This is a genomic window from Nonlabens spongiae, from assembly GCF_002117125.1.
In the GTDB taxonomy this organism is placed as follows: Bacteria; Bacteroidota; Bacteroidia; order Flavobacteriales; family Flavobacteriaceae; genus Nonlabens; species Nonlabens spongiae.
In genome coordinates this window covers 2146931-2163251 of record NZ_CP019344.1, presented here as the reverse complement: position 1 = coordinate 2163251, position 16321 = coordinate 2146931, and the positions used below count along the sequence as shown (strand labels likewise).

The following is a 16321-nucleotide window of genomic DNA, read 5'->3' as shown; positions in this document are numbered from 1 at the left end:
TGTTAAGAAAATTTTTAGAGAGATTTTTTTTCAAAAATTTATCGCTACTCAGTAACCTCTTTTGCTGGTTTTTGCGTGCTTCGGTAGATCATGTAGATGATTCCGCCTACGATGATATAAGGAAATGCCATAAGATAGGTGATACCGTTGTTGAGACCTTCAGCAGTTGCGTTGTCTCCACTGCTCTCTATGACGGCGCGGCACATGGCACATTGCGCTTTCGCGAAAGCGGAAAAAATTACCAGCAATAAAAAACAAAATAGCTTTTTCATATCGACAATGTTGTCTTGAGGTCTATCTTCTTAGACTTAATCATGTACTTCAACTTACACTTAATAATAGGGCTGCATGAAAAGATAAACTGCCACACCTGTCACAGCCACATAGAGCCAAATCGGGAAGGTCCATCTCGCAATTTTACGATGTTTCGCAAATTTTTTATTCCATGCAAAATACATCGTATACAGAACCAGGGGTAAGATGATCCCTGACAAAACAATATGGGAAATCAAAATAAAGAGGTATAAACCACGTAGGGGCGCGTCTTCTGGATACGGTGTAGGATCATTGCTAATCTTTGAGATCACGTAGCTCACTAAAAACACAGCACTGATCACAAAAGCTGATGTCATGACAGCTCTGTGCTTTTCTTTCTTGCCTGACTTGATAAATGTTATACCCGCTAGTAATAATAAGGCAGTCGCTCCATTGAGAACCGCATGAAACAAAGGGAGCGTACCGGCATCGAGATTCAAGAAATTGTAACGCTCGGGCAAATACATCAAAATAAGTACAACAATAGGAACGACGATTGAAATTGCTAGAATGATGGCTGGCCCTCTTTTTTCTAACATAGTTATTTATTTAAAAGTGTTTTTGCATCTGCGATAAGCTCAGGCAGCAATGGCTCGAGATCATTTACGTTTTCTTGCACGGCTCGATATACCATGATCCAGTTGCCGTATTCATCTTTACGGGAACGTATGTAACCTTCGCGATCGACCAATGCGAAATTACCGCTGTGCTCAAATTTTATGATGCTGTCTTGGCTTTCGCCCACATAAGAGCTGAATCCCTCTCTCGCTAGTTTATAGGTGGCTTGTTTGTCTCCCGTTAAAAAGTGCCATGAGTCATCTTTTTCAACATATCTCGAGGCATATTCCTTTAAAACCTCTGGAGTGTCATACTCTGGATCAATGCTTATAGACACTGCTTGAAAATCGGGATAGTCTTCAAGTTCTTCAACGATCTTAGACATATTAACACTCATAGGTGTGCAAATGGTAGGGCAAGTCGTGAAGAAAAAGTCTACCACGTAAACTTTTCCCAGTAAATCTTTGTTAGTAATGGTGTCGTTATTCTGATTAACAAATGAAAAGTCTGGAACCTTATTGAACTTTTTCAGAAACTTGTCAGCCACTGGATCGCGGTCTTGACTGCGGTTGCTGTCTACCACTTTATCTTTTTCGATGTAGTGAACCACATTTGTCACAGCAAAGTATCCAAAAATGAGAATGATAATTCCTAGACCTATGTAATAAGGAGTGTCTTTACCCTTTGCCATCCTTCTGAATTTTTTGATCTCTATTTTTCTTGAATGCAAATCTATACTCAGCGAGAAGAACCCGCACGTCATCTACCATGACTTTTTGTAACGCAGGTATGGAGCTCGTGTCGTACCCATAAATAATGGATTCTTCTGGGTCGTTGTCGTCACGACCTCTAAGTGAGGCGCTTTTATCAATGATAAATGCATAATCAGATGATAAGTCTTTATTGAGCTCGAGATCAGATCCCAGATCATCAAAAAACTTTAGGATATCACTATCATCACCGACCAAAAAATGGAAATCTGAAATGTCTGTGGTTTCAGCCATTTGATTCTTGATCTCTTGAACGTCTTCCACTCCGGCTTCGGGTAAAATCGCCACTAGCTGAAAGGTGTCAAATTTGTGAAACTCCTTGTAGATTTTCTCATTGACATTTGAGACATGCCCTAAACGTTCATAAGGATGATTACCTAGAAATGTAATGATGGTGATACTGTCTTTGAGTTGCAGTTTACGCCCTTCTAATGTCTTGAAATTCTCAAGCGTACCTATTTCTTCATTTATGACAGGTAGGGTGTCAAAATTGTGTTTACCCTGCAGAAAAAACAGATAAGCAACTAACGGAAGAGCAAACAAAATAATCAACACAGAGTATTTTGCTATTGGGTTGACTTGTTTAATTTGATCTTTAGATGAGTCTTCAGTCATTATAAGATATAAAAAAGGACGGTAGAACCGTCCTAAGTTTATTTAGATATAGTAGTCACTAGAAGTCAAAACTTACAGCATTGTTTTTGTAAACCTCATAAATATAATCTCCTTCTACAAGAAGAATAGCTACTAAATAAATGATTAGGAAAACAGCGGTCCAAACCACAGCACGTCTCAATCCACTCACTTCATCTCTCATGTGCATGAAATCCCAAGTAATGTAATATGCTTTAACTATGGTAAGAATGATAAAAATCCAGTTCAACCATTTTAGTGCAAGAAATTGAGCATTGAGAAAATCAGGTTTAATGTAACCTAACGCTACCTCAATAATGGTAACAATAGAAAGGAAGATTAAGACACCCCATATTTTCTGGGTATTGTTTTTAAACTTAACCAGTCCTCTAAAGATTTCTAGTTTGTGCTCGTGATGGTGTTCTGCGTGTGATGCGTGATCTGCCATGATGATTTGTCTCAAAAATTTTTATACGAGGTAGAAGAAGGTAAATACAAATACCCAAACAAGGTCTACAAAGTGCCAGTAAAGACCTACTTTTTCTACCATTAAATAGCTTCCTCTACGTTCATAAGTTCCTAAAATTACATTGAAGAAGATGATCAAATTGATCAAGACTCCAGTGAAAACGTGGAAACCGTGAAAACCAGTAATGAAAAAGAAAAAGTCAGCAAAGAGTGGAGCGCCGTATTCATTCTCAGTAAGATTAGCACCTTGAACTACAGAGATGGCTTCTCTTTTAACTTTGGCAAGACCTTCCTCTCTAGAAAGCACTAATTTTTCACTAGCCCCAGTTTCTTGATTAACTATAAGCTGTTGTGTACGAACAGTGATGTTATCATTGATTTCCAAACCAGCGATAACTTCTTGTAAAGTGTACTCTGCATTATACTCTCCTGATGACTCATACCAGATTCCTTCACTAGGACCGTAAGTATCTACATCGCGATCACCTTCTACGACAAATTCTGATAGGCCTACCCTCTCTTCAGTTTCAGTGTTGACAAACTGAAGAATGTTCCCACCTTTAGTTTTAACCGCACCGTACTCACCGTTTATAAAGTTAGCCCACTCCCAAGCTTGAGAACCTAAGAAGATCATACCACCTATTACGGTTAGCAACATGTAGAGAGAAACCTTTTTCTTGTCCATTTTATGACCAGCGTCCACTGCAAGCACCATTGTAACCGATGATCCAATAAGTATAAAGGTCATCAACGCCACATAAAACATAGGCGCGTCTACGCCATGCATGAATGGGAAGTGGTTGAAAACCTCATCAGCTATAGGCCATTCTTCAATAAATTTAAATCTTGAAAATCCGTATGCGGCAAGAAATCCAGAGAAGGTCAGCGCGTCTGAAAGGATGAAGAACCACATCATCATCTTTCCATAAGTCACCTTTAAAGGCAAGTTACCGCCTCCCCATTTTTGTCCTTCGGTACCAGTAGCAGCTACTGTTGTATCCATAGTGTGAGTGTATTGCTATAAGTTGCAAAAATAGATGAAAAAACTTTTTAATAAAAGAGTAAAAAGCAAAGCAAGAAAATCCATAGAAAATCTACAAAATGCCAGAATATCGCCCCTAATTCAAATCCGAGGAAATCAGTGCCTGTATATTTCCCTCTAACCATATTTATTGTAATGACCATCAGGGAGATAAGGCCTGCAACAATATGCGCTAAGTGCGCAACCACAATTAAGTAAACAAAAGAGGCGCTCACACTACTTCCCTTTCCAGTGAAGAAAATATCTCTTTCAGTTAATGTCTCAAAGCCTGCAAACTGCATGTAAACAAATGTCGCACCCAGCACAAATGTGAGAACAGTCATCAACGTCGCCCCCTTGCGATTATTCTTTTTAATACTAAGTTTTGCCAGAAGTAAAGTAAGCGAACTCAAAACTATAACACCTGTGCTGTAATAAAATTCACTAGGCAGCTCAAAATCTACCCAGTCTCTTCTACTTGCGCTAACTATGTAGGCACTGGTAAGTCCCGCAAACATCATGATCAAGCTTGCGATGGCAAACCACATCATTTGTTTTTTGGATCGAGCCCTTTTTTCTTTCTCTGGTAATTGAGTGATATCTACCATTAATTATCTCAAAAATTTATCGACTACGTAAATAATCTGTACTAGGGTTATGTAACTCACGCTTACCAGCATGAGTTTACGTGCAACAGTTTTGGTTCTTTTTCTAAAAAGCTCAATACTATGGTATAAAAACCACAATCCCAGCGCCCCTACAGCAATCGCACTATAAATAGTAATGTATAAATCACCCGTAACTTTAAATACGGGTATGATCGATACAATTACTGTCCATACTGTATACAACACTGTTTGAAAAGCAGTACCTCGATCAGCCGCTCCTGTAGGAAGCATCTTGAAACCACCTGCTTTATAGTCGTCTTCCAGCATCCATCCTATCGCCCAAAAGTGGGGAAATTGCCAAAAAAACTGAAGCATAAACAAAGTCCCAGGTTCAATGCCAAAATTACCACTGGCAGCCACCCAGCCTAGCATATATGGGATCGCGCCAGGAAAAGCTCCCACAAACACACAAAGCGGCGAGACGGTCTTGAGTGGAGTGTATAGAGCTGCATAAAGCACGATGCTTAACGCGCCAAAAAATGCAGTCGCTCCATTTATGAGATAGAGCAGGTATACACCAATAAGTGCCATCAATAAGCCGTAAACCCAAGCGGTAGAGATCGCTATTCTACCCGTAGGCAAAGGACGGTTCATCGTACGTACCATGAGAGCGTCACGGTCCTTCTCGATGATTTGATTAAACACATTTGATGACCCCACAAGAAAATATCCACCTACGCATAAGTACAAAAGCGTGAGCCAGTCTATGGACTCTGCTGCTAAGAAATAACCGGCTAAAGATGAAAACACCACTACTACAGAAAGCCTAGGTTTAGTGATCTCGATGAAATTTGAGATCATACCGGGTTCTTTAGTAAGAGTTTTTGCTTCTTTCACAGCTATTTTTAAGGGGTTGCAAAGATACTTTGTGCTTGTTTTGTAGCAAAGCAAATCACTTGCTTTCAGAGTGTTTTGCTAAAACAAGAACAATGTTATTCCTTAACCTCTGAGCCTGGTGAGAATATTCTTTGATATCTCGCTTTCGCGAAAGCGGAATTACCACACTAATCTCGTTGAATGATGATCTTCTAGCCGTTTATAGCTACAACCTGGTTGATCTTATTAGGAATCATATCCTTAAGCATGGTTTCAATTCCATTTTTGAGAGTCATGGTAGAAGAAGGGCAACCACTGCAAGCGCCCTGTAAAATTACGTGAACATCACCTGATGCCTGCTCGTACTCTTTAAATACGATATTTCCTCCATCGCTAGCTACTGCTGGCTTAATGTATTCATCTAGAATTTCTACAATTTTTTTAGAAACATCATCGAGGTTTTCAAATTTGGGGAGGTTAGTAGGCTCAGCGGCTTTGTTGAGTTCAATCCCTTCACTCTTTCCTTTAGACTCGCCTATTTCTAGTCCGTTTTGAAGAGATTCTCTAATAAAAGAGCGCACTTGATTTGCAACCTCATCCCACTCCACGATTTCATGTTTTTGGATCGAGATATAGTTCTCGTCCACATAAATTTCTTTGATAAATGGGAATTCATAGAGTTTGCGAGTCAAGGTGCCATCTTCTGTATCGCCTATGCTTTTAAATTCCTTGCTCTGTACGACCAGTTTTTTATTGGCCACAAATTTCATGTTGTTGGGATTGGGAGTGGCCTCAGCATAAACTGTTACGGGAACTTTTTTGGTGGGTTGCGCCTCCTCATGTAAGAGTGGTTCTCCGCTATTCAAGTAATTGTTTATTTGTTCTGCAACCTCATCTTGAACATCTTCCCACTGAACAATATCATAGCGCTCAATCGCAATAAAGTTTTGTGCGATGTAGACGGTTTTTACAAAAGGAAGGTAGAACAGTTGTTGAGCGAGTTGAGATGGTTTTGCTTCATCTATATTTTTGAATTCATAGCTATTTCCCTTCACTAAAAACTGGTTGCTTTCAAATTTTACAATCGCATTGTTTGAAGTAGGTATTATGGAAATAATGTGCTCGCTCATAACAGGAAATTTTTTGCAAAAATAATGATGATATTAAAGCTGTGCTTCATTTGATCATAGATTGTGTACATAGTGCTTCAAAGCAAATAGTATGACTGCATAATAAATTCAAACGAGGTCGCAACTTGCTGAAAATTAACATGATTTGAACAATTTTTTTGAACTAGCAGGGTTTATTGTTAATTGAATCGTAAAATGTATATATTTGACCGATTGGGATGTGTCCTCGAACCATGAAAGCCATGGTGGCAAAAAGAACAGCCTAACCCCTGAAGCTGTACTAGGAACACGTGCTGGAAAGGAGAGACTTAACGACGCATGAAAAGATTTTTTGTATTAATAGTTGTAGCAGCCATATCACAACTATCAATAGCGCAAGAAGGTGTACCGGTCTATTTAGACTACCTAACTGACAATTATTATTTACTTCACCCTTCCATGGCAGGTGCCGCGAGTTGCGGTAAGGTGAGAGGAACCGCAAGACAACAGTGGTTTGATCAAGAAGATGCCCCCAACCTACAGACCTTGAGTTTCAATACTGGAATAGGTCAAAATAGTGGTATAGGAGCCATCATTTTTAATGACCGTAATGGTTATCACTCTCAAACAGGTGCTTATTTATCTTATGCATATCACCTTAAAGTAGGGGGTGGTTATGGTGAGCTCAATAGGCTATCTTTTGGAGCAAATGTGGGAATGGTTCAGAGCCGTCTTGATGAGACTGATTTTGACCCGCTCGATTTTGACCCTGTGGTTGCCGGAGTGCTTGTAAGTGATTCTTATTTTAACGTAGATATAGGGATGTCTTATTTCTATAAAGAATTCTATGGACATTTTACGGTAAAGAATGCGGTTTTCCAAAATCGTGAGATCTATACGGAAGGCTTTGAAAGTTCAAACCAGCGTAGATATATTGCAACTTTGGGCTATGTGTTTTCACCTACTAAAAGTGCTTGGCAATTTGAACCGTCTGTTCTCTACCAGCGTACAGACCAGACTGAAGAGCAATTTGTAGACATAAATGCAAAGGCATATTATGATATGAACGATAACAGCCAGTTCTTTGGTGGTTTATCGTTTCGTCAGAGTTTTGAGAGTGCTGAATTTGTAAACGGAAATGATATAAACAATATCCAAGAGCAAAACTTGTCGTTGCTATCACCTATTGTAGGTGTCAAGTATAAAGAGTTCACTTTTGCATACACTTACAGTTACCAGTTTGGAGATATCAAGTTTGATAATGGTGGTTTTCACCAGCTCACTTTGGGAATCGATTTCTTGTGTAGACAAGAGCGATGGAGTTGTAACTGTCCCGCGGTGAATAGATAAATTGATAATTACGCTTTCCTTCGTTCGCCATGCAGCCTTCGTAGCCACTTCGGCGCAGATGGCTAGGCTTGCCGAAGGCGCAGCGCGAAAGCGTGCTAGAAATCACATTTAAATATTTTCAAAAACCATAGCCCAGCTATGGTTTTTGCTTTTAATAGAACCTAATATGAATAGAAAAACGAGGAATGATGAGTTAGACCGGTTGTCTGATAAGGAATTTCGCGAAAGCGAAAAAACTCCCCTTGTCATCGTTTTGGATAATGTACGTAGTTTGAATAATGTGGGATCCGTTTTCCGCACGGCAGATTGCTATAGGGTCGACAAAGTTGTTTTGTGCGGTATAACTGCACAACCACCACATCGGGAAATTAGAAAAACGGCTCTAGGTGCTACAGAAACAGTTTCCTGGGAATATTTTGAGGACACCAGCGAGGCGATCAGAAATTTGAAAAAAAACGGTTATGAAGTTTGCGCCATCGAGCAAGCTGAAAACTCGACCAGCTTACATTCTTTTAATCCTGAAAGAGGGTCTAAAATAGCTGTAGTTCTAGGAAACGAAGTTCAAGGCGTGCAACAGGATGTCGTAAACGCCAGTGACCGTGTCATTGAACTAGAACAATATGGAACTAAGCACAGTCTGAATATATCAGTCTGTGCTGGGATAGTGACTTACGACCTATTTCACAAGATCAATACAATAAAAGAACTTAAGCACTAGCCTGACCCACATCAAGACTGCGATCTATTTTTTTGATCATGCCTTGCAAAGCTCTTCCCGGACCGACTTCAATGAATTCTGTGGCTCCATCCTTAATCATTTCTTGAATGGATTGCGTCCATTTTACCGGAGCAGTGAGTTGATAAATGAGATTTGTCTTTATAGTATCGGTATCTCTCACTGCAAAGGTGGATACATTTTGATAAATAGGACAAATGGGATTTTTAAACTCCGTTTTTTCAATAACTCTGGCAAGCCGCTCACGTGCTGGCTCCATTAAAGGAGAGTGAAAAGCACCTCCTACGGGTAGAACAAGTGCTCTTTTTGCACCGTGAAGTTTTAGCTTTTCGCAAGCAGCTTCTACAGCGGGTACGGCTCCTGAGATTACCAGCTGACCTGGACAATTGTAATTTGCGGCAACCACCACACCATCAGTTTCCCTACAGATCTTTTCAACCATGTCGTCTTCAAGTCCTAGAATGGCAGCCATAGTGCTTTCTTGGATCTCACAAGCCTCTTGCATGGCCATGGCTCTTTCTGATACAATTTTGAGACCATCTTCAAAAGTGAGACAACCTATCGCGGTAAGCGCACTAAGTTCTCCCAGTGAGTGACCGGCAGCCATGTCTGGCTTGAAATGATCGCCCATCATTTTTGCCAAGACTACACTGTGAATGAAAACTGCGGGCTGGGTAACCTTAGTTTGCTTTAGTTCATCTGCTGAACCCTCAAACATTATTTTACTGATGTCAAAGCCTAGAATCTCATTGGCTTTATGGAAAAGTTCTCTCGCTTCCTCATATTGATCATAAAGATCTTTACCCATTCCTGTAAACTGTGCTCCCTGTCCTGGAAAAACGTATGCTTTCATATTGATATGCTTAAGTCAGGGCAAATATAAGATATGAGTAAACTATACTATTTTTTGATCCTTTCCCACGTCTCATAATCAAAGTCGTGTTTGTGGCTATCATCTTTAGGATGATGTTCTGAGTTAATTAGTTTCCATTGTGACTTGCTGAATTCAGGGAAATAAGTGTCTACATCAAAGACCTCGTGTATGCGTGTGAGCTCTAAACGGTCTGCAAAAGGAAGCCCTAATTTGTAAATCTCACCGCCGCCTATAATGAAAGGTTGGTCATCACCTGCAGCGGTTGCGAGTGCAGTTTTCATGTCATGAACAACTATGCCTTGAGTGGTTTTGTAGTTCTGATCTCTGGTGAGAATTATGTGGGTACGGTTGGGTAACGGCTTAGGGAAACCCTCAAAAGTCTTGCGACCCATGATAATATTATGACCAGTTGTTATTGCTTTAAAGCGTTTAAAGTCATCTGGTAGATGCCAGACTAGATCATTGTCTTTTCCTAATCCCAGATTACCGTCAACGGCGGCGATCATGGTTACTACGGGTTTGATGGGCGCTTCAGTCTCAACCTTTGCTAGCGGAGTAGGAAATTCTTTGGCTACTTTCTGTTCTAATTTTGAGATACGTTCCTTTTGTTTTCCTACCAGGCGATCATACTGTCGCTTTTCCCACTCAGGACCTAAAAGCCTTTTGGTCACAAATACATTGAAGGCATGATAAAGAAGCAGTAAGAACCATGCAAAAATGATCCAGATCCACCAGTCGATTCCAAACCATGGTTCTGGTTTACTTTCCATAAAAACCTGACTGATAATAATCAAACCTACTGATCCTACCAGAAAGACGATGAAGTGAGTGAACAGCCCCCTTTTTTGCTTGATGCGCAAGCGCGCGTTTTCAATCATTTCTTTCTGTACAGGGTCTATTCCTTGTTGCTCTTTTTTCTTGAACCCAAACATTTTCTACCTATTTTTAACGATCAAATGTAATTCATACCTGAAACAGGTGGCATTAATAAAGCTATAAATGACTCTCACTTTTCCTGTTTTAGAAGATTTTGTTTACCTCAACACGCCTGAACAAGGGCTTATATCTCAAGAACTCAAAGATTACAAAACTTGTTTCGCAAATCAGTTGGCAAGTGACCCTCTGTTTATGATGCGCAAAAGAGGTGACTTTCTGGAAGAGGTACGCAGGACAGTCGCTCACTTCTTAGATTCAGACTATCAATTCACCGCGCTCACACCCAATTTTTCACTAGCATTTAATGCGTTGCTAGAAAAATTGCCGCGATCTAAAAGGTTTTTGTTGATTGATGGAGATTACCCCTCGATCAATTATCCCGTGATTTCGATGGGCTTTCCGACAAGTTATGTGCCGCTCTGCGCTGATCTGGAGCATCAAATTTGGGATGCAGTGAAAAAACACGAGCCCGATTTTCTGTGCCTTTCCATCGTACAATACATTTCAGGAATGAAAATCGATCTGGATTTTCTTAAAGATCTCAAAGCAAGCTTTCCTGATGTTATAATCATTGCAGATGCCACTCAATATCTAGGTGTTGAAGAATTCCGCTTTCGCGAAAGCGGAATAGACATCCTAGCCGCCAGCTGTTACAAGTGGATGCACGCTGGGAATGGTAACGCATTTATGTGTTTCAAAGAAGAAACAGTCGCTAGGCTAAGTGAATATTTTCCTCACATAGAAATATCAGAAATAAGAAACCAACGAGGCAGTTTTATTGGTTATTTTGAACCCGGGCATCTTGATTCGGTTTCTTTTGGAGCTTTGCGTAAAGCTATAGAACTTATTGATTCTTATGGGATCCATAAAATAAGCATTGCTATAAACAAGATTTCCAGTCAAGCAAAAACAGCGTTTGCTTCACGCAATTTAATTGCTAGTGAGGTTCTAGGAAGAGATGTTCATTCTTCTATCTTTAATCTGAAGCTGAGTGATGAGGTGCTGCAAGACTTACTTGCCGTGAAAATTTTGTGCTGTAAAAGAGGAGATGGTATAAGAGTGGGATTTCATTACTACAATACAACTGAAGACTTGGATCAATTTTTAAATACTATCGACCGCCATTTATGAGAAAACTGTTTTTCTTTTTATTTCCAATATTTTTAATCGCACAGAATCCAAATGATTGCGTGAATGCCATAAGTTTATGCGGCGATACAGATCTTGCGATAGACCCAGCTGGAATAGGTGTAGATGAGTTTACCTTACCCAATAATCCTGCGCCCAATTGTTATAATTTTAGAGCAGATCAGGTGTGGTTTAAGATCGAGATCGAACAAACAGGTCAATTTACCTTCACCCTAGATCCCGAGCAAGATCAAGCTGATTATGATTTTGCGGTTTTTGGTCCCACGACAGATTGTACAAATCTCGGAGCTGCGATACGCTGTTCCAGTATTAATCCAGCCGCTGCAGGAATTAGTGGTGCCACGGGACTAAATGATGTCGCCACAGAGGTGAGTGAGGGTCCTGGAGCTATGTCTAATGATCCTGCTAACGATGGTTTTCTGAGAGCGCTGGACGTGATCGCGGGAGAAACCTATTATATTATTATAGGACTGGCAATAGGCGATGGAGGTTTTACCATGAGTACGGGTGGTAGCGCACAACTGCCTCCACCACCAGAAATCAATCCCCTGGATTTTATAGAATTTTGCGATAATGACCCCTCGCCTAACGATGGAATCACAAATATAGACCTGACGCAATTTGATACTGACCTTATAGCTACTCCTAACACGATTGTAAGATATTTTCAGACTGAAAATGATGCAAATATCAATGACAATGAGATCGTAGGATTATATCAAAATAACTCAAATAGCGATACCATTTACGTTCGAGCAGAGCGTACCGACTCTGACTGTGTCAACTTCTCGGAATTTGAGCTAAGGGTAGATGATGAGGCCGTTGACTTCACTACTGAAACCGAGTTCTTTTGCTCCACCCTGACGACTGAAACACTAAATCTGTCTAATTACCTGGATGCGATCGAGCCCGATTTCAATCAATTTCAAGTGACGTACTTTAATACCATTGATGACGCTTATATAGATGCGAACCCAATCAACCCAAATCGTACGGCAACTACGACATTACAGCAAGACGTGATCAAGTTTGTCGATCCTACAGGAGATCGTTGCGAGTTTTACGTAACTTTTCCTTATCAAGTTGCGCCGCCACCTGTGTTTAACATCGATCCTGCGGTAGGGCAATTTTGTGATGACGATTTTGATGATTTCCTTGATGCACCTCTCGCCGATCTTGATGCAGAAATTCTCGATGGACAAGATGCATCTGTAAATGATGTTTTCTATTATGAAACACCCCAGGATCGCACCAATGATATCAACCGATTAACAACCTACGGTATCAGTTCAACACCTCAAACGCTTTACGTGGTAATCCAGAATAATGTGACCGGTTGTATCGACGTAGGTGAGGTATCTGCGCGGTTGAATCCCAAACCATTTCTAGAACCACAAGAGCCTATTGGGATTTGCTTGGACGCTACCACGCCATTGACACTTGAAGTAGAGCAGGGTTTTGATTATTATGAGTGGAGTAATGGCGACGAAGGGCCTGATGCCTTTCAGACTCAGGTGACGACTTCAGGTGATTTTACGGTTACAGTTACTAATGAATTTGGCTGTACTACTGACTTGACCATCACCGTAGAGCCTTCAGAAGCGGCTACAATCGTTGAAATTCTGACTGATGGATTCAATTCAGGTGGTAATAATGCGACCATCGTCGTAGAAGGGACGGGAGACTATGAATTCAGCATTGACGGGTTGCCTTATCAAGACGAAAATATTTTTGAAAACCTCTTCAGAGGTACTCATATAGTAGATGTTAGGGATAAAAACGGTTGCGGAATCACTACGCAAGATTTTGTGGTTTTGGATTTTGAGCCTTTTTTCACCCCAAATGATGATGGTTATAACGACACTTGGAATATTGAAGGTATTGAGGAATTTCCAGGAACGGTGCTTACCATTTTTGACCGTCACGGCAAGTTGTTATATCAATTTACCAGTCCGGGAATAGGTTGGGACGGTACATTTAACAATCAACCCATGCCTTCCAGTAGCTATTGGTTTACCTTAGAAATTCCTGATCAAGAAATACTCAAGGGGTATTTTGCACTTAAAAGATGATTTGTTTCTCGCTTTCGCGAAAGCGAGATCTCAGCAACCTCTACCGTCCTAATAGGCATTATTCGTTAAACTTATGTCATGTTATACTCGTGTTGAGGTCATAAATTAGTGCAATCGTTGTAGTTAGGGCTATTTTAGTCAAAATGACTATGATGATTAAGAATACCCTGTTGCTCCTATATGTTTTCTGCTTTTCTCAGGTACTGAATGCGCAGCAAATGCCTATTGATTTTTCTGACACTCAAGATGTTTTTACTGGTTTTAGTGGGACTAATTTTACACGGGTTAGTGATCCTCAAAATGGTTCAAATGATGTGGGAAGATTCCAAAATTCTGGCGGCGCACCGTTTGAAGGTGCCTTTATAGATTTGATACGACCCGTAGATCTGGATGTAAATAAAATCGTTAACATGCGAGTTTACATCACCGATAATCTTACTCATACCATCTTACTTAAAATGGAACAGGGCACGGGACAAGATGTGGAAGTTCCCGTGGGAATATCAGCTGGAAATCAAAATAGCTGGATCGATCTGAGTTTTGATTTTGCCAATGCCATCGTAAGTGGAACAAATACTTCTATCAATGCAGACGAAGAATACAGCAGGGTAACCTTTTTCTTTGATCCCAGTTTCAATCAAGCTGGAATTTTTCTCGTAGATGACATTGATGATGGTAGCACACCTACCGACCCCAATGTCATCGACATTGAATATACGGATCTGGTTTGGAGTGATGAATTTGACTCTCCCTCTAACACTCAAGTCCCTATTAACTCCTCAAACTGGTTCCATCAGACCCAACTGCCCGCTGGTGGTAGCTGGTTCAATGGTGAGGTGCAACATTATACAGACCGTTTGACCAACTCTTATATGCAAGATGGATTTTTACATATCGTTGCAAAAAGAGAAACTTTTACCGACCAAGGAGAGACGAAGCAATTCACATCGGCACGATTGAATTCCAAGTTTGCATTTACCTACGGTAGAGTAGACGTGAGAGCAAAATTACCATTTGGAGACGGTACGTGGCCTGCGATATGGACTCTGGGGAAAAATGTCAATGAGGCTGGTGGGTTCTGGCAACCACAGTTTGGTAATGTCGATTGGCCATTTTGTGGTGAAATAGACATTATGGAACACGGTCTGGGAGCAACTAATCATGTTTCAAGTGCCTTACACACGCCCAGCAGTTTTGGAAATACTCAGAATGTTAGAGAGCGTGTATTAAATGATGTAGCAAATAACTTTTACGTGTATTCTATGAACTGGTCGCCTAATCAAATTACTTTTTTGATAGATGACGTTCCCTTCTATACATATAACCCAGCGATAAAAGATCAAAACACCTGGCCATTTGACGCTGATCAATACATGCTGTTGAATGTTGCTATGGGTGGAATAGCAGGTGGTATCGATCCCAATTTTCAAGAAGACGATATGGTTATCGATTACGTTAGGGTTTATCAAAACACGGCGAGTATTGAGGAGGATTTTAAATCTGAGGTGAAATTATTTCCTAATCCAGTTGATGAGGTTTTGAACATTCAGTCTCTTGAACCTGTGCAAACTGCAACACTCTTTGACTTAGTTGGTACTCAAGTTTTAGAATTAAAAAATGTAGATCGACAGATTGATTTACAGTCTCTAGATTCAGGTATTTATTTGTTGCAGCTGGAAATTGATGGACGACTAGTTACTCGTAAGGTGGTGAAAAGGTAAAGCGCTATCAATCTGTTTTGAAGGAAACGTACCTCTCTGAACTCCTACTTGAGCTGCTACGCCAGTACTTAGTAAGGGCAGACTTAAGTCTGCCTTTACTAAGTTTTTGAGAGTATTCTATGCTACTCAAAAATAATCCTAACTCCATGATCCTATAAATTAAAAATTTCTTGGTTTGTATCTTTATGTCAAATTCAAACCATGAAAATCCTATCCAACCTCCCTATAATAGATCTGAATTTAAGTAATGAGGATCAAGCGGTAAGCCATCACAACTCTCCATTTTCTCTGTGATAATCGCCAATGTATTTGAAAATTTTTGTAGACAGTCTAGTCAACTTACCGTTTAATAATATGATATCTGATGCTAAGTTTTCTATAGATTTTACATCTACATTAAAAATAGTATCAATGAGTTCAATTCTATTTTTACTTTTATGAGCAAAAGTTTTGTGTCTTATTGTTCTAAGTTCTTTAGACCTCGCCTTTCTTAAATTGCTATACTCTTTATTCAATTTTTTTATGCCTTCGATTGGGTCTAAGAACCCGATAGCTTTGAGATTGTCGATCAATTCTTTGCCGAGAATTGAACTTAAATCTTTCAGATATTCGTAAAGTATAACTGATAACGCTCGTGCATAAAATTTCATTTGAATTTCAGTATTTGAGTTTGTTAACCCAACAACAGCATTAACTAAATCAGATTGAATTGTCATTACGTAAAGATTTGTTTCGACTATAGACTTGTACCTAAAATTTTTTCTACTATCCATTCCTTTATAAAATGAATAACTCATAATAATTTGAGTTTGGATATTATTATTGATCTCATCAATCTCGTCTTTTAACATATTAGTCAGTATTTAACCGTGATAAATGCTTTCTTGCCCATTCCAATAACTTTTTTCAGATAAAGCTTCTAAAATTAGTTTTGACTTTAACGTGAAGCCATTATCTCAATATTTATTCTCGTAAATTCTATCTAATGCACCTCTAACCAGTTCTGACCCACTCCTACTTACACATCCAGCGGCACTTCCATTTTGTAGGCGTATGGCATCCCATCTTGGATCAGTTTTTTCATGTCATCTAATTTGCGATTTTGAAAAGCAATAAAAAGGCCTG

The 16321-nt window shown here is 39.8% G+C and carries 17 protein-coding genes; 5 read left to right on the top strand and 12 right to left on the bottom strand.

Features of this window, described 5'->3' with window-relative positions; all coding sequences use genetic code 11:
* Positions 1-44 precede the first annotated feature (44 nt).
* The 9 genes from BST97_RS09965 to BST97_RS09925 form a co-directional block, all read right to left on the bottom strand.
* Complete coding sequence (locus BST97_RS09965) at positions 45-272, bottom strand: hypothetical protein (RefSeq protein ID WP_085767093.1); 228 nt, start codon at positions 270-272, stop codon at positions 45-47.
* A 60-nt stretch (positions 273-332) separates the two neighbouring features.
* Positions 333-854: a DUF420 domain-containing protein gene (locus tag BST97_RS09960; protein WP_085767092.1), complete on the bottom strand. Its 522-nt coding sequence runs from the start codon at positions 852-854 to the stop codon at positions 333-335.
* A gap of 2 nt (positions 855-856) precedes the next feature.
* Positions 857-1564 carry an SCO family protein gene (locus BST97_RS09955; RefSeq protein ID WP_085767091.1) on the bottom strand — a complete coding sequence of 236 codons (708 nt, stop codon included), beginning with the start codon at positions 1562-1564 and terminating at the stop codon, positions 857-859.
* Entirely contained in the window at positions 1551-2258 is a 708-nt protein-coding gene (locus tag BST97_RS09950; RefSeq protein ID WP_085767090.1) for a membrane or secreted protein, read from the bottom strand. The genes BST97_RS09955 and BST97_RS09950 overlap by 14 nt, the downstream gene beginning before the upstream one ends.
* Before the next feature lie 58 nt (positions 2259-2316).
* The gene (locus BST97_RS09945; RefSeq protein WP_085767089.1) at positions 2317-2724 is read right to left on the bottom strand and encodes a cytochrome C oxidase subunit IV family protein; all 408 of its coding nucleotides are present in this window, start codon (positions 2722-2724) and stop codon (positions 2317-2319) included.
* 21 nt (positions 2725-2745) lie between these two features.
* Positions 2746-3747, bottom strand: coding sequence for a cytochrome c oxidase subunit 3 (locus BST97_RS09940; protein WP_085767088.1), 1002 nt, complete (start codon positions 3745-3747; stop codon positions 2746-2748).
* Between the two features lie 47 nt (positions 3748-3794).
* Positions 3795-4373, bottom strand: coding sequence for a cytochrome c oxidase subunit 3 (locus tag BST97_RS09935; RefSeq protein ID WP_245833537.1), 579 nt, complete (start codon positions 4371-4373; stop codon positions 3795-3797).
* A 3-nt stretch (positions 4374-4376) separates the two neighbouring features.
* Positions 4377-5270 (bottom strand): heme o synthase, encoded by an 894-nt coding sequence (gene cyoE / locus BST97_RS09930; protein WP_407668573.1) that lies wholly within the window; start codon positions 5268-5270, stop codon positions 4377-4379.
* 191 nt (positions 5271-5461) lie between these two features.
* The gene (locus BST97_RS09925) at positions 5462-6379 is read right to left on the bottom strand and encodes a NifU family protein (protein WP_085767087.1); all 918 of its coding nucleotides are present in this window, start codon (positions 6377-6379) and stop codon (positions 5462-5464) included.
* Positions 6380-6697: 318 nt separating this feature from the next.
* On the opposite strand from BST97_RS09925, the gene BST97_RS09920 reads away from it, so the two are divergent.
* Positions 6698-7708, top strand: a complete 1011-nt coding sequence (locus tag BST97_RS09920; protein WP_085767086.1) for a PorP/SprF family type IX secretion system membrane protein — start codon at positions 6698-6700, stop codon at positions 7706-7708.
* A gap of 166 nt (positions 7709-7874) precedes the next feature.
* Positions 7875-8426, top strand: a complete 552-nt coding sequence (locus BST97_RS09915; RefSeq protein ID WP_085767085.1) for an RNA methyltransferase — start codon at positions 7875-7877, stop codon at positions 8424-8426.
* Here the strand turns inward: BST97_RS09915 and fabD are convergent.
* Positions 8416-9297, bottom strand: coding sequence for an ACP S-malonyltransferase (gene fabD, locus BST97_RS09910; protein WP_085767084.1), 882 nt, complete (start codon positions 9295-9297; stop codon positions 8416-8418). The genes BST97_RS09915 and fabD overlap by 11 nt on opposite strands.
* A 47-nt stretch (positions 9298-9344) precedes the next feature.
* Entirely contained in the window at positions 9345-10250 is a 906-nt protein-coding gene (locus BST97_RS09905; RefSeq protein WP_085767083.1) for a dihydrofolate reductase, read from the bottom strand.
* A 67-nt stretch (positions 10251-10317) separates the two neighbouring features.
* On the opposite strand from BST97_RS09905, the gene BST97_RS09900 reads away from it, so the two are divergent.
* The 3 genes from BST97_RS09900 (at position 10318) to BST97_RS09890 (ending at position 15196) form a co-directional block, all read left to right on the top strand.
* Positions 10318-11385: an aminotransferase class V-fold PLP-dependent enzyme gene (locus BST97_RS09900; protein WP_085767082.1), complete on the top strand. Its 1068-nt coding sequence runs from the start codon at positions 10318-10320 to the stop codon at positions 11383-11385.
* A 59-nt stretch (positions 11386-11444) separates the two neighbouring features.
* Positions 11445-13475 carry a T9SS type B sorting domain-containing protein gene (locus BST97_RS09895; RefSeq protein WP_245833535.1) on the top strand — a complete coding sequence of 677 codons (2031 nt, stop codon included), beginning with the start codon at positions 11445-11447 and terminating at the stop codon, positions 13473-13475.
* A 149-nt stretch (positions 13476-13624) separates the two neighbouring features.
* On the top strand, positions 13625-15196 hold the full coding sequence (locus BST97_RS09890) for a family 16 glycosylhydrolase (RefSeq protein WP_245833533.1): 1572 nt from the start codon (positions 13625-13627) through the stop codon (positions 15194-15196).
* A gap of 269 nt (positions 15197-15465) precedes the next feature.
* On the opposite strand, the gene BST97_RS09885 is transcribed toward BST97_RS09890, so the two are convergent.
* Entirely contained in the window at positions 15466-16047 is a 582-nt protein-coding gene (locus tag BST97_RS09885; RefSeq protein WP_085767080.1) for a hypothetical protein, read from the bottom strand.
* Positions 16048-16321: the final 274 nt, after the last annotated feature.